Raw genomic sequence first — 17952 nt, 5'->3', positions numbered from 1 at the left:
TAGGCCCTTAGAGACTATAATATAACTCAAATTCATAAGGATGAGTCAAACTACGGATTTTAGTAATTTCCTCTTCTTTCATTTGAATATAATTATTAATAAAGTCTCTGCTGAACACATCTCCCTGCAGCAAAAATTCATGATCTGCCCGCAAATGATCCATCGCCATCTCTAATGAAGAACACACAGTGGGCACATCAACAAGCTCTTCAGGTGGTAAATCGTAAAGATCTTTATCCATTGGTTGACCAGGATAGATTTTCTTCTGAATACCATCTATACCTGCCATCATCATTGCAGAGAAAGCAAGATAAGGGTTAGCCGTTGGATCTGGGAAACGCACTTCGATTCGGCGTGCCTTGGGATTACTAACATGTGGAATGCGAATTGCTGCAGAACGATTTCTTGCAGAGTAAGCCAGCAATACAGGTGCTTCAAACCCAGGAACTAATCTCTTATAGCTATTGGTCGACGGATTGGTAAAAGCGTTCAAAGCCCTGGCATGCTTGATTATCCCACCTATGTAGTATAAAGCTGTTTCAGAAAGCCCCGAATACTGATCACCAGAAAACAAATTATACCCATCTTTATAAAGTGATTGATGACAGTGCATCCCGCTTCCATTATCTCCTACCAAAGGTTTTGGCATAAAGGTAGCAGTTTTTCCATAGTTATGGGCAACATTATGTATCACGTATTTTAGAATTTGCAGTTCATCTGCCTTTTTAGTGAGCGTATTAAACCGGGTAGCTACCTCACACTGGTTGGCTGTAGCCACTTCATGATGATGTGCTTCTACGACCATCCCTAAAGATTCCAAGGTAATACAAATTGCTGAACGAATATCATGAGATGAATCAACCGGAGGAACAGGGAAATAACCGCCTTTCAACGGAGGTCTATGTCCAATATTTCCGCCTTCCATTTCCTTACCGGAGTTCCAATGTGCCTCATCTGAATCTATTTTATAAAAGGAACCACTGATAGTAGTTTCCCATTGCACGTTATCAAAGAGAAAAAACTCAGGCTCCGGGCCAAAATTTACACCATCTGCAATCCCTGTAGATTGTAAATAATTTTCTGCACGTTGAGCAATTGAGCGCGGACATCTGTCGTAACCCATCATAGTCTGTGGGTCAACTACATTACATCGTATAAACAAAGTATTATCTTGAAAAAATGGATCCGGCTTAATTGAAGATAAATCTGGCATTAAAGCCAAATCTGATTGATGAATTTTCTGCCAACCTTTAAAAGATGAGCCATCGATCATTTTTCCATTCTCAAGGAAATCATCATCAACTGCTGAAACAGGTATGGTAATGTGTTGCTCTTTTCCACGGATATCTGTAAATCTTAAATCCACAAATTTGGCGTCATGTTCTTTGATTGCATCAAGCACTACATTTTTTGTCATCTTTTGTCTCCAGGATAGTCCGCGTATAGTTTACCTTAAGTGACTTATTAATCCCAATAGATTACACTCTATAGTTTTAATTTTAACAAAAATAATATGGGCGCCTATCAATATCAAGCGCTAAAAGTCAATGGCAATGTCAGTAAAGGTGTGATAGAAGCTGACTCAGAACGTCATGCACGTCAATTATTGCGAGAACAAGGACTAATTCCTACTCAAGTCCAAACCTTAACTCAGCAACGTGCTGCCAGCAGCAAAAGCAAAATTTCTGCAGCTGATTTGGCACTGCTTACCAGACAACTGGCAACACTTCTGGCTGCAGGTATCCCTGTTGAAGAATCATTGCGTGGAGTCAGTGAACAAACAGAAAAAGACAAAGTCAGAGAGCTTATCATTGGAGTTCGCTCTAAAGTATTGGAAGGATATGGTCTTGCTCAGGCAATGGCTCAATATCCTAATGCCTTTCCAGAACTATATCGTGCAACAGTAGGTTCAGGCGAGCAGACAGGGCGTCTTGATGTCGTTTTAGAAAAATTAGCCGATTACACTGAAAAACAACAGCAAACTCGGCAAAAAGTGCAGCAAGCCTTGATTTACCCATTGCTCATGATCATTGTTTCTACTGCCATTATCAGTTTTTTACTTACTTTTGTCGTTCCTAAAATTATTGATGTGTTTACTGAAAGCGGCCAAACACTACCACCTATGACCCAATTGCTTATTAACTTAAGCCAATTTATCAAATCTTATGGTTTATATACCCTGGTGGCCATAATTCTGGCTTTGATTGGATTTAAAAAAAGCCTCAGTAATATAAAAATTAAAACAGCATGGCATAAACTCATGCTTAAGCTTCCTATTGTTTCTTATCTGGTGAAAACAATTAATGTTGCTCGATATATTCACACCTTTGGAATTCTCTTTGCAGCAGGGGTCAGTGTACTTGAAACTATGCGTGTTTCTTCAAGTCTGGTAACCAACGTTGTTATGAGACAAGCTTTCGATTTAGCTACTCTAAGAGTACGTGAAGGAGGTGGAATCAGTGAAGCACTCAAGGAAACAAAATTCATTAGCCCTATGGCTATACATCTGATAGCCAGCGGTGAAAAGAGTGGTCAACTTTCAGACATGATGGAGCGCTCTGCGTCTCATTTAGATAATGAAGTAAACCGGTTGATTGAAACATCCTTAACTTTATTAGAACCCATGGTTATTCTTTTAATGGGTGCTGTTGTTTTATTTATTGTACTTGCGACTTTATTGCCTATTTTTTCAATGGAACAATTAGTTGCTTGACTAAGCAGGTGAAGGGTTATCTGCGCAATTTTAAAGTTTAAGTCTATACATAGGCATCAATATTTGTGTTATAATTTAACATTTAGTTTTAAGAGGTACACAAATGAATCGACAAAAAGGCTTTTCTTTGATCGAAATTATGGTTGTTGTCGTGATTTTAGGCATATTGGCATCTATAGTTGTCCCCAAAATCATGGGACGACCTGATGAAGCCCGTAAGGTCAAAGCGAAACAAGATGTTTTAGCCATTCAAAATGCACTCGATTTATACAAACTTGATAATGGTTCATACCCTACAACCGATCAAGGTTTAATGGCTCTGGTAGAAAAACCAACGAGCAATCCTGTTCCAACTAATTGGAAACAATATCTGAAATCATTGCCAAAAGATCCATGGGGCAGAGAGTATCTTTATTTAAACCCAGGACAACATACTGATGTTGATGTCTTTACTTATGGAGCAGCAGGACAACCTGGTGGAACAGGGATTAATGCGGAGATTGGTAACTGGGATGACCACTCATAAGGGTTTTACCCTGATAGAAATTCTTATTGTCATAGTGATTATAGGTATAACCTTGGGGTTTGCCTTAATCGCTTTTGGTGATTTCGGGGAAAGCAGACGTATACAATTTTCAGCCGAACAATTAGCAAATACTATAAGTCTAGCTCAACAACAAGCCATTTTAGAAACCAGTACCCTGGGGTTACAAATAGATAATAACAGTTACCAAATCCTGAAGTTTCAGGACCAGGCAGGATGGAATCCTATATCGAACAAGGGAATTTTTAAACTCTATTATTTTCCCAAAAACGTTGTGATTAGCCTTAAAACAAATCAAAAACATACCCGGGGGAATCCCGCAATCATTATAGCACCATCTGGTGACATGACCCCTTTTACTATAGAATTTGGTACAGAGAAGGAAAAATGGATAGCCAAACTTACAGGCAGCCATAATGGTGAGTTGGATTTTACCATGGCAAAATCTCAATGATGCCAAAAAATAAATTAATCTCCGGATTTACTCTGATAGAAGTCTTATTGGCTCTTACTGTTATTGCAATTGCTTTAACAGCGCTTTTAAAAGCAACTGCTCAAAATACAGATAACACTCATAGAATCAAAGAAAAAACAATTAGCCATTGGATAGCAATGCAAGGTGTAGCGATGATCCAATTAAATCTGCTACGCACTTCTCAAAGCCAGGAATCAACGCAAGCAACCACTATGCTGGGTCAAAAGTGGTACTGGAGAGCAAAAATTAGCGCGACTCCTATAAAACGAATGCAACAGATAACTATTTCAGTCAGTTCCAAACAAGTAGGTCCCTTTCGAGAAGAACTCATTGCATTCAGGTACTTACCATGAATAAAAATAAAGGGTTTACACTGATTGAGATATTAATTGCTCTTACTGTTTTTGCTATATTGGCAACTATTACCTCTTCAACCCTATACTATGCATTCAATACTCGAACTCGAGTTAACGCACAGGCCGAACGCTTAAATACACTTCAGCTAGCAATAAGTATCATTCAGCAAGATACTTCCCAAACAGTGGAACGTGCTATAAGAGGTAATGAAATGCGCCTGTTTCCAATATTTGTTGGTCAACCCCAATACCTTGAACTAACTAGGGATGGAGTAGTAAACCCTAACAGTGCTGAGAAACGCAGTACCTTGGAACGAATCGCACTTGTTTGCCAAGATAGCAAATTACTGCGTCGCACATGGAATACTTTAGATCCTATAGACAGAAATATTTATCAAGATAAAGTACTTCTGGATAATTTGTCTGAATGCCATTTCAACTATTTAAATCAAAATTTACAACTTCTCTCTGAGTGGCGAGAACAGGCAGTCAATCAAAATCAGCAAAGAGAACCTCTTCCTAAAGCAATCCAAATGAATCTCGCCTTAAAAGACTGGGGAGATATGAACATGCTTTTTGTCATACCAGGAGCACTCTATGTTTATGAGTAGCTCACTTCCAAAATCTGTCGCCAGTTCAAAAATACGAGGAAGCGCTCTCTTAACAGCTCTATTTATTATGACATTGGTTGCTATAGTCGCTACTGCCATGAGTACGCGATTACAACAGGATATTTATAGAACAAGACTAGTGATTACTCAGGATAAACTATATCTTGCTTCTCAGGCAGTCACTTTCTGGGCTCTCAATGAATTACTTGATAAAAACAACCGCTTTACAAAAACAAATCAGTTAGGGATGGTAGCCCAATACCCTAAAAATATGGAGTCCATATACAATCAAGTGCAATTAAGTGGTGGAATTTTTGATTTGCAGGGGCGATTCAACCTCAATAACCTCATTGAGAAAAAATCTATTCCCACATTAATGCATCTGATAGGTCACATCTACTCAAAAGCAACAAGCCGGGACCGTGCTAATATGGCCCTGGGAGTAAAGCATTGGTTGCTTGCTTATGATCTGGGCCGTGGAGAAGATATTTATACCTCTTATTATCTCTCTCAGAAACCTCCCTATTATCCCAGCCATCAGCTTATAAAAAGTAAATCTGAATTTCGATTGATAAAAGATGTAAGCGCGTCCGCTTATCTCGCCCTTGAGCCTTTTATTACAGCCTTGCCCGAATCAACGAGCATTAACATTAATACCGCCCCAAAACAAATATTAATGTCCTTAGGCGATGGATTAAGTGAAGCTCAAGCCAATGAATTAATAACTGCCCGGGGTGAAAATGGTATCACTGATCTGAAAGAAATTAATGAGCTGTTAAAAAAATTTAATATTCCCAGCGATCAAATAACCATTGAAAGTCAATATTATCTCAGCGTTGCCTATGCAAAGAATGATGAGTTTAGTTTGGTTGTGTATTCTTTGTTAAAACGCAGTCGAGACCGAAAAGGTAAGTTATTAACAAGCGTCATCAGAGAGAGTATTAATAATTTTTGACTTTAGCTCAAATACTCCAAACTAAATGAATACATTGGAATCCCTAATAGATTGGCACCAAATTTTGATTTTTATCAGGAATATGCGCCTTTAGTTTCTAGGAAATGTAACTCTTGATAAGATTTCACCCTTCATAAGTAGATACATTTTAATACAATCGAATCATTTACTATACTAATAGATATCATCAAATTCATTAGGTTTTCACAATGAACTTAATTTTATTTTCTATCTGTCCAGGTGGAAAAGAAACAACATCGATGGACGTTTCACTTTTTAACATACCATTATGGCAATATTTTACTAACTACTTGTTATGATTAATATTATTCAAAACAGAAACAAGAAAAACCATACTTCTTCCAGTGAGTTAAAATCAGAAATTGAGAAGGAGCAGGTCAAACTGCTTTTTGAGCAAGTTAGTATGGCTATATCAGGTGAAGCTTTAGCAGTAACTATTCTGCCTATTGCATTATGGTCTGTTACAAATCATGGATTACTTATTATTTGGATGATTTTTACTTATGTTTTTTCAGATCTTTATAAAGGTATGCTTCTCTTCTATTACAATAAACAACCAACATTGTTTTCAACCAAAAAATGGTTATTCCTTTTTAATTTAGGTGTTGTAAGTTCTGGCTTGGCTTGGGGGTTTGCCAGTTCAATAATGATTCCCACCTCAAGTACATTACATCAAATTTTTGTTGTTTTTCTTATTACAGGATTTACAGCAGCAGCCAACTCACTTTATTCACCAGTGCGATTATCCTATTTCTTATTTCTGGTTACCTCTTTTGCTCCTTTCACTTTATGGTTGTTTGCGCAAGGTCGAGTTTATTTATTACTGGGTTTTTGCGCTATTATTTATATGGGAATTATGTTGTTTATTTCATATTACTCAAACAGGATTTTGATTAATACCTTAAAAATGCGCTTTAAAATCTCTAACTTAAATTCAACTAAAGATATTTTAGAAAAAAAAGTAACAGATAGAACCAAAGAATTAGAAAAGATCCTGGCTTTAACCAAATCAACTTTAGAGTCAACAGCTGATGGCATTTTGGTTGTTGATCTCAAAGGTAATATTGAATTTTGCAATCAGCAATTTCTCAAGATGTGGGGGATTTCACCAGACTTTATTGATAGCCATAATGATGCAGAAGCAATTCAATATGTATTAAATCAACTTAAAAATCCAGAAGAATTTTTAAAACAAATTAAAGAACTATACAATAAACTACACCAAGAAAGCTTTGATGAGCTGCATTTCAAAGACGGTAAAATTTTTGAACGATACTCACAACCACATTGGTTAGACAATAAAATTGTAGGACGTGTTTGGAGTTTTAGAGATGTAACCTTAAGAACCAGATTAGCCTATCAAGCCAATCATGATTCTCTAACTGGTTTACCCAATCGTACAGCCCTATACGATCGCCTGGAGCAAGCGATTAATTACTGTAAACGATTAAATACCTCATTATCGGTATTATTTCTGGATATTGATAATTTTAAGTTAATTAATGACAGCCTAGGTCATGATGCCGGTGATATATTATTGTATGAATTTTCCAGGCGCCTTAAAGGATGTATTCGTCATAGCGATACAGTAGCGCGATTTGGTGGTGATGAGTTTGTCTTGTTATTGATGACCACCGAACCTAAAGATGTTATTTTGGTAGCGCAAAACATTTTAAAGGCTGTAGCGCAACCTATCAAATTGCCTACCCAAGAAGTCATAGTTACAACAAGTATAGGAGTTAGCCTTTTCCCTAAAGATGGCATTGATGCGAACACCCTACTCAAAAATTCCGATACTGCAATGTACTTAGCTAAAAAGGAAGGACGCAATAATTTTCAATTTTATAATAATTCGATCAATCAACAATCGCTCAAACGCCTGGAGATACAAACACAGATACACAATGCAATTAAAAATAATGAATTTTTTATTCTTTATCAGCCCATTTATAATTTACGTAGCGGTGAATTAGTAGGTGCCGAAGCACTGATACGTTGGGGACATCCTGCAATAGGACTCCTCTCTCCTGATGAATTTATTCCTATTGCTGAAGAAACCGGGTTGATTAACCAGGTTGGGGAATGGGTGTTAAGAAATGCCTGTATTCAAAATAAAACCTGGCAGCTTATGGGGTTACCGCATATTAGTATTTCTGTTAATGTCTCATGGAGGCAGCTAAAAAATAGCAATTTTATCGAGATTGCAGAATCTGTATTAAAAGAATCCAGATTAGAGCCTCAGTATTTGGAAATTGAATTTACTGAAAGCACTATGATACAAAAATCAACACCCGTTGATTCGACTTTAGTAAAAATTTCACAATTAGGTATTAAAATGGCAATTGATGATTTTGGCACAGGTTACTCTAACTTAAGTTATTTAAAGACTTTTCCCTTCAATAAACTTAAAATTGATCGTTCATTTATTCAAAACTGCACCACTAACCCAAATGATGCGTCCATAGTTGAAGCAATTATTGCCATGGCTCATAGCCTGGAACTCAAAGTATTGGCAGAAGGAGTTGACACGATTGATAAAGCATTTTTTATGCATCAACATGGTTGTGACGAAGTGCAAGGTTTCCTTTATGGCTTGCCTGTTAAAGCTGATAAATTTGTCAAATTAATGCAGAAAACTAAAATCCACCACTCAAAATTTATTAATAAAACATAAAATTGTTATTTATTTTATTAAATTAAATAGAAATGCTTCATACTACACATCAATTAAGTTAGTTCCATGTACACCAGGCTCTTAAATAGACACAAAATATAATCTGTAAATTCTTGGATCTAATCCTCATATTGTTCTTTGCTTTCCAATGGACCCAAATCCTTGATCATTTTCTCTGCTTCCAATTTTTCTTGTTCGGTCAACTTAGCTTCCAAAGATTTAAGTTGCTTTGCAGCTTCCTCATTTTTATTTTCAGCAGCAATTTTTAGCCAGGCATAAGCTTTAACCAAACTCTTGTTGACTCCTAATCCTGCTAAATACATATACCCCAGCTTGGCTTGACCCACAGGATTTCCCTGATGTGCTGACTTTCCAAACCAGTAAGCTGCCTGTTGGTAATCTTTATCAACACCTGTACCTGTCAATAACAATTGTCCTAATTGTGCCTGTGCTTCAGGTTGCCCCTTTTCTGCTGCAGATTGATACCAATAAGCTGCTTTAACCGGATCAGCATCTACGCCATACCCTTTAAGGTAGTAGTAAGCCAAATAAGTTTGCGCATTGACATGCCCATGATTAGCCGCTTGCGAAAACCAGTAAAAGGCGGCTTTATCATCTGCGCTAATTCCACCCTCCTGTCCTGTATACAATAGGCCCAGACTGTATTCACCCTTTTCATCTCCTTGCTCAGCTGCTTTTTGATACCATTCAAATGCTTTTTTTACATCTTTCGGAGTCCCTTTACCCATCATATACTGATAGCCCAAATTCACTTGTGCCTTGCTATAGCCTTGTTCTGCCGCCTTTTTAAACCAGGTGAATGCTTTGTCATCGCTGGCAGCTACACCATCTCCTGTGGCATACATTAATCCGATATTTCTTTGTGCTATCGGATTTCCTTGCTCTGCTGCCTTCATATACCATTTGAAGGCCTCAGCAAAATCCTGAGATACCCCCTTACCTGTATCGTACATAAATCCCAAACTTAATTGAGCCAATGCATTATTTTTATCAGCTGCCTTTTGATACCAATTTCTGGCTTCTTCGTAGTTAGTTGTCACACCATATCCGTATTGATACATGCGCCCCAATAAATACATAGCTTCCTCATTACCTTCTTTGGCAGCCTGCATTAAATGTGGGTAGGCTGTGGTGTAGTCGCCATTTTCAAATGCTGCAAAACCAACTAACTCATCGGCCAAAACAGCAGTGTTAATCGATAATAATAGAGCTAACAAAAAACCTCGCATACTTGCTCCATTTTATTTCCTTTTAATTTAAGCGTAGAATAAAGAAACAACAAAGCAAGTAATTGTTCGGTTAACGCGTGGAAAAATTTAAAAAAATCTCAATCCTGAAGAAAAAATAATTCGATTAGTTAACAGTTTTTTCTTTAGGCATAGTCAAAGATAACAATATCCATAATTTGTTAAAGTTTTTTGGAAAGGGAAATAAACCCCAGAGTGATTTACATTTAAAAATCCCAAGAGAACCAACTGATCCCCTTGATTAACAATTTTCTTCCCGTATTTATAAAATAAACACGGGAAGCATTACAATTCTTTAAACTACAATAGTGTATAGAATTTAAATCTGGATTATATCTTCTATAACGCTTCAAATATCGCAGCAGCCCCCATTCCGGTTCCAATACACATAGTTACCATACCATATCGTCCTTTTGTTCTTCTCAATCCATGTAGTAAAGTAGCTGTTCTTATGGTCCCCGTTGCCCCCAAAGGATGTCCCAGGGCAATAGCTCCACCTAGCGGATTAACTTTGTCTCTGGGCAAATCAAGGTCTTTAATAACAGCCAAAGCTTGAGCAGCAAAAGCTTCATTCAATTCAATCCAATCCAATTGATCCAAAGTAATACCAGCGCGCTTTAATGCGATAGGAATTGCCATCACAGGTCCAATTCCCATAATTTCAGGCGGCACTCCCGCAACAGCATAGCTCATTAAACGTCCCAAAGGTTTTAAATTATACTGTTTTAAAGCTTTCTCACTGGCTAATAATGCAATTCCTGCTCCGTCACTCATCTGCGAGCTATTTCCTGCGGTCACAGTCCCTTTTAAAGAAAATACGGGTTTTAATTTAGAAATAGCTTCATAAGAAGTATCTGCTCTAGGGCCTTCGTCCTTGTTGATCAATTTTTTCTTTATTTCAATCTTTGAAGTTTTCAGATCAGGACATCTAACTGATATTTCGATAGGACTTATTTCAGCGTTGAAATCCAGCCTCTCCTGCGCTGCAATTGCTTTTTTGTGACTTTCTATTGCGAATTCATCCTGTTGCTCTCGAGTAATTTCCCAACGTTTGGCAACGTTTTCTGCTGTAATACCCATACCATAAGCTATAGCAACGTGCTCATCATTAAAAATGGATGGATTTGCGGTGTACTTATTTCCACCCATAGGTACCATAGACATACTTTCAACACCGCCACCTAATGCTAAATGAGCCTCTTGATTACGGATAGTATCTGCTGCAGTAACTATACTCTGCACACCAGACGAGCAAAAACGATTAATAGTCATTGCTGGAACAGACTTTGGAAGATCAGCCAATAAAGAAGCAATTCTTGCTACATTCATACCTTGTTCTGCTTCTGGCATTGCGCAACCTATTACTACATCGGCTATCTCTTGCCAATCGAGAGTTTGATGTCTATGTATTAGACATTTTATAGTATGAGCCAATAAATCATCAGGTAATGTGTTTTTAAAAACACCTCTTGGCGCTTTGCCTACTGGTGTACGTAATACGTCAACTATATATACATCAGTCATCCTAATTCTCCTTGCTTAATTGCGCAGTGGTTTACCAGTCTCTAACAGATGACTGATTCTGGCTTGAGTTAATGGTGTATTAGCGAGCTTTATGAATGCCTCTCTTTCCAGCTTTAGTATCCACTGTTCATCAACCAAAGTTCCATGATTGACATCCCCACCACACAACACTTTCACCAACTCATTAGCTAGAAAATAATCATGTTGTGATATAAATCCACCTTCCAACCAATTCACTAAACCGGATTGCAATCGGGCACGCCCCTCAATACCCGCCACTTTAAATCGTTGTATTTTCATAGGAGGAAGATAGTTAGCTGCTCTTAGGGCTTTGATTTTTTCTAAAGAAGCATATAAAACCTCATCAGCATGCATTACGATAGAATCAGACGCACGCAGATACCCCATATTCCTGGCATCCACCGCACTTGCAGCTACTTTTGCAGTTGCTATTTGTTGAAAAACTGGCAATATAAAAGTCAATAAATCAGCTTGTTGGGCTTGTTGCGCTGAACGCATAGCCAGCTCTTTACAACCACCACCAGCAGGTATAACTCCTACTCCAGCCTCAACTAAACCAGGATAAGATTCAAAAGCAGCGACAACAGCATCACAATGCATCATTAATTCACAACCACCTCCTAATGCACGACCTCTTAAAGCAGCTACTGTTGGAATTGAGCAATATTTCAAGCGCATTGCTACCCGTTGAAATTGCTCTACCATATGCTCAAGAGTTTGAATTGTTCCATCAGTTAATAATTTGGAAACTCCGCGTAAATCAGCTCCTGAACTAAAATTGGACGCATCTTGTTGATAAATAATTAATCCCTGATAATCCCTTTCTGCGATATCCAAAGCAGCCTCTATACCATCGAGAACTGATTGACCAATGGTATTGGCTTTGCTTTTAAAACTAACCACAGCCACATCGTCTTTTAAGTGCCATAAACAAACACCCTCGTTTTCATATATAACATGAACTGGATGATGTGACTCCTTTAATACCCTGTCATGAAAAAACTGTTTATGGTAAACCGGCAGTTGACTTCTGGCTTGATAATTGTTTTTACCAGGCGAATAGGCACCTTCTCGTGTGTAAAATTCCTTTATTTCATATAACCACTCAGGTAGTTTTGCGCTTGATAATGCCGTATTATCCTGTATTGATTCATCAATTTGTCGAGTTACACTGTGTAAATCAGAAAGCTGCCAGGTTTCAAATGGTCCTTGCGACCATCCAAATCCCCAGCGAATTGCCAGATCAACATCTCTTGCATTGTCAGCAATTTCTTCCAAATGATACGCACAATAATGGAATAAATCTCTAAAGCAGGCTGCCAAAAATTGGGCTTGCTTATTACTTGATGCCATTAAACTCTTCATTCGAGCTTCAGGATCCATAATACGCATTATAGCTTGCAGTTCATCACTCACGTGTGCTCGAGAAGGTCTATATTGACCTGTTTGAATATCATAAACTTCTATTACTTTACCAATTTTTCGATAAATTCCTTGGCCGGATTTTTGTCCTAAATGACCTTCTTTAATTAAACCACTCAACCAGTCTGGAAGACTAAACATTTTATGCCATGGATCGTCAGTTAATTGAGACTGCATGGTGTTGATAACGTGTTGCATAGTATCCAAACCAACCACATCCATAGTACGAAAAGTTGCGGATTTCGGTCTTCCTAATAAAGGTCCAGTCAAGACATCCACTTCATCAATCCCCATATTCATGGCTAAAGTGTGATGCAAGGTGGTTAATAATGAAAAGACCCCTATACGATTTGCGATAAAATTGGGAGTATCTTTAGCTCTTACAACACCTTTGCCTAAATACTCGGTTAACCATGTTTCCAAATAATCGAGCAAGTTAGATGATGTGCTATTAGCAGGAATTAATTCTGCCAAATGCATGTAACGCGGTGGATTAAAAAAATGGACTCCACAAAAATTGGATCTATGCTGCGCGGGTAATACATCACATAACTTATTGATACTTAGACCCGATGTATTACTAACTAAAATTGTTTTATCAGATAAATAAGGCGAAATTCGCTTGTATAAGTCCTCTTTCCAATCTATACGTTCCGCTATCGCTTCTATGATTAAATCACAAGAAGATAACTCTTCCAGATTTTCTGCATAATTTTTTGCTTGTAATAACTCACTGGTTTGCAGAGTTGCAAGAGGAGTTGGTTTTAGTTTACCTAAGTTGGCAATGGCTTTGTCGACCAAACTATTTTTAGGCCCTTCTTTGCCAGCTAAATCAAACAGTAAAGTCTCTATTCCGGCATTAACGCAGTGTGCCGCAATTTGAGCACCCATGACACCAGCCCCTAAAACCGCAACTTTTTTAATGAAAAAAGGCTCCTGCATTGTTATTATCCTCTTGTTAATAATCGATTGATGCCTCTATGAGTGAGATGTATAGGTAACGGCGCTTACCATTGGCTAAAAGGAGCAATAACCCAATGCGTTTGCTCCTTTCTACATCTTAACTTAAATTAAAACGAATACCCTGAGCCAAAGGCAATTCATCTCCCCAATTAATTGTATTGGTTTGTCGCCTCATATAAGCTTTCCAGCTATCTGAACCTGATTCACGTCCACCACCAGTTTCTTTTTCGCCTCCGAAAGCACCTCCTATTTCAGCTCCTGAAGTACCAATATTAATATTGGCAATACCGCAATCACTTCCACAAGCACTGAGAAAGAGCTCTGCATTTTTTAAATTTTGGGTGAATAAGGCGGACGAAAGCCCCTGGGGAACACCATTATGTAAAGCAATAGCCTCATCCAGTGTCCGATAGGACATAACATATAGAATAGGAGCAAAAGTCTCTTCCTGCACAATATCCCAATCGTTTTTTACATCACAAACTAAAGTAGGCTGAACAAAAGAGCCGGCTTGTTTTAATACTTCTCCACCATAAACAATTTGACCTCCCGCCTCTTTAATTCTACTTATTGCTTTTTTAAACTGTTCAACAGCTTGCTGATCAATCAAAGGACCCATTAAATTTCGTGTATCAAGTGGGTCTCCAATAGTTATCTGTTCATAAGCATGCCTTAACCTTTTGATAACATCCTGGTATTTTGATTCATGGACAAACAGGCGTCTCGTAGTAGTACAACGTTGGCCCGCAGTACCGACAGCACCGAATACTATGGCAGGAATGGCCAAGCTCAAATCAGCAGACTCATCGAGGATGATACCGTTATTACCTCCCAACTCCAGAATACTTTTACCTAGTCTAGCAGCGACTTTTGCTGCTACTTGCTTTCCAACCGCGGTGGAGCCTGTAAAGGATATGAGCTGTATTCGCTTATCATCTACCATAGCTTCAACCACATCATGAGTTTTGGGGATTACCAAGCCAAATATTTCAGGACAATTATTTTCTTTCAATACCTGATTACAAATATGTTGTACAGCCACAGCACAGAGAGGTGTTTTTGCTGATGGCTTCCATATAGTAACGTTGCCACAGATAGCAGATAAAAAGGCATTCCAAGACCATACAGCAACAGGAAAATTAAATGCTGAAATCACTCCTACAATTCCATATGGATGCCATTGTTCATACATTCGGTGATTTGGACGTTCTGAATGCATGGAATTACCATACAACATACGTGATTGCCCTACAGCGAAATCTGCTATATCAATCATTTCCTGAACTTCGCCATCACCTTCCTGTTTAGATTTACCCATTTCCAATGATACAAGACTTCCCAGACTGTCTTTTTTTTCTCTTAGTGCTTGCCCTATTTGTCTGATGATCTCACCTCGCTTTGGAGCTGGCACTTTTTTCCACGCTTGTGCTGCTTGCTGCGCTCGCTGCATAACCTGTTCATAATCATCCATAGTGCAAGTTGCTATTTCAGCCAGTTTATTTCCAGTACTGGGATTGAAGGATTCCAGAGTATGGGCATGGTTGTCACTGTGCCAACCATGTCCACTAAAAGCTCCAGGGTTTACTGATTTAATATTTAAACGTTGCAATAAATCCATAATATTCTCCTAGGCATAATATTTGCCGAAGCGATTTTCCAGCACATGAGACAATTTAAATTTTTCTTGCAAAATAAGCCCTTTGTATTCATTTCCCTGTCCCAATACCAAATCAACAACAGCGCACACACCTGAGGCTGTACTGACCTGAATAGCTGACCACTCCAAACCTCGAATTACTTCAGGGTAAATTTTCTTAACATAACTTTTTTCGGTTAATTCGCCTTGCTTAATACCCTCAACAGTAACATAAACTATCACGATATCCTGATATGTTTTTGGAATTGCATTTTCCAGTATTCTTTTTAACGTCCCTCGATCTTCATTTAATCGTAAGTCATTCATTAAAAAGCGCATTTTTTTACAATGCCCTGGATAACGCATGGTTTTGTAATTCATGGATTGCACTTTTCCAGCATAAAGTTCAGCCAGACTTCCTAAACCACCAGAAGTGTTGAACGCTTCATATTCACAGCCATCAATTTGAATTGATTCCAATCCTTCCAATGGAGCCATAACCACATCTTTGCCACCCTCAATGCCATAGCAAGGGTTACCATATTCATTAATAACCCCATCAGTGGACCAGGTTAATGAATAATGAAGCGCGTTATTAGCACGCTGAGGCAATGCTCCAACTCTTAATCTGGCATGATGACACTTCTCAAATTCCTGCATCAAACTATTGGCCGCAATACTGATAAAGCCAGGGGCTAATCCACATTGAGGAACAAAAGCTGTCTCGGCATTTTGAGCAATAGCTTTTACTGCCTCTGTTACGGAGGTATCTTCCGTCAAATCAAAATAATGAGCTTTGGCGGCTTTGGCGGCTTTGGCAACATGAGTATTTAAAAAATAAGGAAGACTCGAAATCACTGCGATAATATTGTGCTTTTGCAAATAGGCTTGAGTAGATTGTTCATCTTTAACATCCAATGCAACCGTTTTAATCTCAGGCAGCGCAGTTAATAATCTTGTCACATCAGAGCCATTAAATTCCAGATCGGCCAAATGAACCTGATAAGACCCGCTATCGGCCAGTAGACAAGCAATTAGACTGCCTATTTTTCCAGCACCAGTAATCATTACGTTGTACATACAATCCTTCTCCTTTGTAAAACTTGATAATCCTACACAAATTATCAACGATTAGATAGACCCATGGCATGATCAATGCAGCAATTCTTGATATCACTTGACCTATTAGCCTTACTCATTTATCTTGACCACTTTAATCAGTTTAGTTGCGACATGAAGCAAGCTGCTTTAACACATGCCATAACAATACACGCATCAACACTAAGCCAATACTCGAAGTTCGTTGTTGTATTTTTAGCAGGTTTATTAGCCCCTTTTGGATTTGCACCTTTCCATCTGCCAGGATTAACCATTTTGAGTCTGGCTATTTTATTTTCCGAATTTCTTCAATGCACTGTTAAGAGAGGGTTTACTCTTGGTTTCATCTACGGACTAGGATATTTTGGCTTTGGAGTATCATGGGTAATTATTAGTATCCACGACTATGGACAGCTTGATTATTTTCTTGCTGGCGCCATCACATTATTGTTTATCATGTATCTTTCTCTATTTCCTGGAATAGTTGGTTATTTCTTTAAATTACTTTCACCCAAGTGCAATTTCTTAGCATGCATGCTTTTGTTTAGTACTCTTTGGTGCCTGAGTGAGTTCATCCGCTCCAAGCTTTTTACAGGATTTCCCTGGTTATTAACTGGTGTAACCCAAATTGATACACCATTGAGATATATCGCACCAGTAATTGGTATTTATGGGCTTGGATTACTATGCTCTTTCTTGGGTACCCTGTTGGTTCTGATAATTAAAGATAATACGATTAAGCGATATTACTACCTTAGCGTCTTTATCTTGATTCTTATTATACCATCCCTGGGAAAAGGCTTGCATTGGACAGAAATAAAAAAAGAACCTATTTCTGTTGGTGCAATCCAGCCTAATCTCTCAATGAGAGACAAGTGGGACGAAACTCTATTTTGGAATTTATTAAAATACTATGAAAGTAAAACAGATAAGCTGCTGGGAAAAAATTTAATTGTTTTACCTGAATCAGCTATACCCCTACCAGCAAGTTATGTTGAAGATTACCTGCAGAAACTGCATGAAAAAGCATTAAACGCTAAAAGCAGTTTAATTTTGGGAATTTTGCAACCTACGAATAATGATGAAACCAATTTTTACAATTCCATCATTAGTCTAGGAGAAGCAACTGGTGCCTATGTGAAACGTCAATTGGTGCCGTTTGGAGAATATATACCGAAACCCTTTATCCCCATCAATCGTTGGTTAAATCTTCCAGAACCTAATGTTATTCCCGGCAGATCGAATCAGCCATTAATTAATATTGCCAATCGTCCCATTGCCAGTCTAATCTGCTATGAAATTGCTTACCCCAATATTTTGAGGTCACAAATGCCTGCCGCTCAATGGATAGTCTCTATCAGTGATAATGGCTGGTTTGGCCATTCCCTGGCAAGCTACCAGCAGTTACAAATGGCTCAAATGCTGTCTTTACTTACAGGACGATATCAAATCCTCGTGAATAATGATGGGCTCTCCTCAGTAATTAACGATCAAGGAACTATAGTTGAAGGGCTTCCAGCTTTTAATTCAGGAATACTGCAAGCGGATATTTTTCCTGCAAATGGTATCACTCCCTGGATAATTTGGAGTGACTATCCTGCTTTTGTTTTTTGCTTCATATTTGTTCTTTTTGTTTTATTTTTTAATATTAAACGATTTACAGAAAAATAA

14 protein-coding genes are annotated in these 17952 nt (G+C 38.1%); 8 read left to right on the top strand and 6 right to left on the bottom strand.

Going from position 1 to position 17952, the window contains the following annotated elements; genetic code table 11:
• Positions 1-7: 7 nt before the first annotated feature.
• Positions 8-1417, bottom strand: coding sequence for a type I glutamate--ammonia ligase (gene glnA, locus OQJ02_RS06270; protein ID WP_265718372.1), 1410 nt, complete (start codon positions 1415-1417; stop codon positions 8-10).
• Between the two features lie 96 nt (positions 1418-1513).
• Between glnA and lspF the strand changes: the two genes are divergently transcribed.
• The 7 genes from lspF to OQJ02_RS06235 all read left to right on the top strand — a co-directional run bounded on the left by lspF (position 1514) and on the right by OQJ02_RS06235 (position 8349).
• Entirely contained in the window at positions 1514-2713 is a 1200-nt protein-coding gene (gene lspF, locus OQJ02_RS06265) for a GspF family T2SS innner membrane protein variant LspF (RefSeq protein WP_265718371.1), read from the top strand.
• Positions 2714-2816: 103 nt separating this feature from the next.
• Positions 2817-3239, top strand: a complete 423-nt coding sequence (lspG, locus tag OQJ02_RS06260; RefSeq protein WP_010947092.1) for a GspG family T2SS major pseudopilin variant LspG — start codon at positions 2817-2819, stop codon at positions 3237-3239.
• Complete coding sequence (lspH, locus tag OQJ02_RS06255; protein ID WP_265718370.1) at positions 3226-3711, top strand: GspH family T2SS minor pseudopilin variant LspH; 486 nt, start codon at positions 3226-3228, stop codon at positions 3709-3711. Before lspG ends, lspH begins: the two co-directional genes overlap by 14 nt.
• Entirely contained in the window at positions 3708-4085 is a 378-nt protein-coding gene (gene lspI, locus OQJ02_RS06250; protein ID WP_265718369.1) for a GspI family T2SS minor pseudopilin variant LspI, read from the top strand. Before lspH ends, lspI begins: the two co-directional genes overlap by 4 nt.
• Complete coding sequence (gene lspJ, locus OQJ02_RS06245; RefSeq protein WP_265718368.1) at positions 4082-4699, top strand: GspJ family T2SS minor pseudopilin variant LspJ; 618 nt, start codon at positions 4082-4084, stop codon at positions 4697-4699. Before lspI ends, lspJ begins: the two co-directional genes overlap by 4 nt.
• Positions 4686-5654, top strand: coding sequence for a GspK family T2SS minor pseudopilin variant LspK (gene lspK, locus OQJ02_RS06240; protein WP_265718367.1), 969 nt, complete (start codon positions 4686-4688; stop codon positions 5652-5654). The genes lspJ and lspK overlap by 14 nt, the downstream gene beginning before the upstream one ends.
• Before the next feature lie 316 nt (positions 5655-5970).
• Entirely contained in the window at positions 5971-8349 is a 2379-nt protein-coding gene (locus OQJ02_RS06235) for a bifunctional diguanylate cyclase/phosphodiesterase (protein ID WP_265718366.1), read from the top strand.
• A gap of 119 nt (positions 8350-8468) precedes the next feature.
• Here the strand turns inward: OQJ02_RS06235 and OQJ02_RS06230 are convergent, their stop codons facing one another.
• From OQJ02_RS06230 to OQJ02_RS06210, 5 genes are all read right to left on the bottom strand, one after another.
• Positions 8469-9599, bottom strand: a complete 1131-nt coding sequence (locus tag OQJ02_RS06230) for a tetratricopeptide repeat protein (protein WP_265718365.1) — start codon at positions 9597-9599, stop codon at positions 8469-8471.
• A gap of 357 nt (positions 9600-9956) precedes the next feature.
• On the bottom strand, positions 9957-11141 hold the full coding sequence (locus OQJ02_RS06225) for an acetyl-CoA C-acyltransferase (protein ID WP_265718364.1): 1185 nt from the start codon (positions 11139-11141) through the stop codon (positions 9957-9959).
• Positions 11142-11156: 15 nt separating this feature from the next.
• Positions 11157-13526 (bottom strand): 3-hydroxyacyl-CoA dehydrogenase/enoyl-CoA hydratase family protein, encoded by a 2370-nt coding sequence (locus OQJ02_RS06220; RefSeq protein WP_265718363.1) that lies wholly within the window; start codon positions 13524-13526, stop codon positions 11157-11159.
• Positions 13527-13644: 118 nt separating this feature from the next.
• On the bottom strand, positions 13645-15165 hold the full coding sequence (locus OQJ02_RS06215; protein ID WP_265718362.1) for an aldehyde dehydrogenase family protein: 1521 nt from the start codon (positions 15163-15165) through the stop codon (positions 13645-13647).
• Between the two features lie 9 nt (positions 15166-15174).
• Entirely contained in the window at positions 15175-16263 is a 1089-nt protein-coding gene (locus OQJ02_RS06210; protein WP_265718361.1) for a saccharopine dehydrogenase family protein, read from the bottom strand.
• Positions 16264-16416: 153 nt separating this feature from the next.
• Between OQJ02_RS06210 and lnt the strand changes: the two genes are divergently transcribed.
• Positions 16417-17952: an apolipoprotein N-acyltransferase gene (gene lnt / locus OQJ02_RS06205; protein WP_322783403.1), complete on the top strand. Its 1536-nt coding sequence runs from the start codon at positions 16417-16419 to the stop codon at positions 17950-17952.

The organism is Legionella sp. PATHC032 (assembly GCF_026191185.1).
Classification (GTDB): Bacteria; Pseudomonadota; Gammaproteobacteria; order Legionellales; family Legionellaceae; genus Legionella.
Note: the sequence above shows the minus strand (reverse complement) of the source record. Positions and strands in the feature narration are given on the sequence as shown.

Excerpts from the sequence above, each read along its gene's own strand:
- OQJ02_RS06235 (WP_265718366.1), top strand. The coding sequence starts at position 5,971 with ATGATTAATATTATTCAAAACAGAAACAAGAAAAACCATACTTCTTCC.
- lspF (WP_265718371.1), top strand. The coding sequence starts at position 1,514 with ATGGGCGCCTATCAATATCAAGCGCTAAAAGTCAATGGCAATGTCAGT.
- OQJ02_RS06220 (WP_265718363.1), bottom strand. The coding sequence starts at position 13,526 with ATGCAGGAGCCTTTTTTCATTAAAAAAGTTGCGGTTTTAGGGGCTGGT.
- lspJ (WP_265718368.1), top strand. The coding sequence starts at position 4,082 with ATGAATAAAAATAAAGGGTTTACACTGATTGAGATATTAATTGCTCTT.
- lspK (WP_265718367.1), top strand. The coding sequence starts at position 4,686 with ATGTTTATGAGTAGCTCACTTCCAAAATCTGTCGCCAGTTCAAAAATA.
- lnt (WP_322783403.1), top strand. The coding sequence starts at position 16,417 with ATGAAGCAAGCTGCTTTAACACATGCCATAACAATACACGCATCAACA.
- glnA (WP_265718372.1), bottom strand. The coding sequence starts at position 1,417 with ATGACAAAAAATGTAGTGCTTGATGCAATCAAAGAACATGACGCCAAA.
- OQJ02_RS06230 (WP_265718365.1), bottom strand. The coding sequence starts at position 9,599 with ATGCGAGGTTTTTTGTTAGCTCTATTATTATCGATTAACACTGCTGTT.
- lspH (WP_265718370.1), top strand. The coding sequence starts at position 3,226 with ATGACCACTCATAAGGGTTTTACCCTGATAGAAATTCTTATTGTCATA.
- OQJ02_RS06225 (WP_265718364.1), bottom strand. The coding sequence starts at position 11,141 with ATGACTGATGTATATATAGTTGACGTATTACGTACACCAGTAGGCAAA.
- lspI (WP_265718369.1), top strand. The coding sequence starts at position 3,708 with ATGATGCCAAAAAATAAATTAATCTCCGGATTTACTCTGATAGAAGTC.
- lspG (WP_010947092.1), top strand. The coding sequence starts at position 2,817 with ATGAATCGACAAAAAGGCTTTTCTTTGATCGAAATTATGGTTGTTGTC.
- OQJ02_RS06210 (WP_265718361.1), bottom strand. The coding sequence starts at position 16,263 with ATGTACAACGTAATGATTACTGGTGCTGGAAAAATAGGCAGTCTAATT.
- OQJ02_RS06215 (WP_265718362.1), bottom strand. The coding sequence starts at position 15,165 with ATGGATTTATTGCAACGTTTAAATATTAAATCAGTAAACCCTGGAGCT.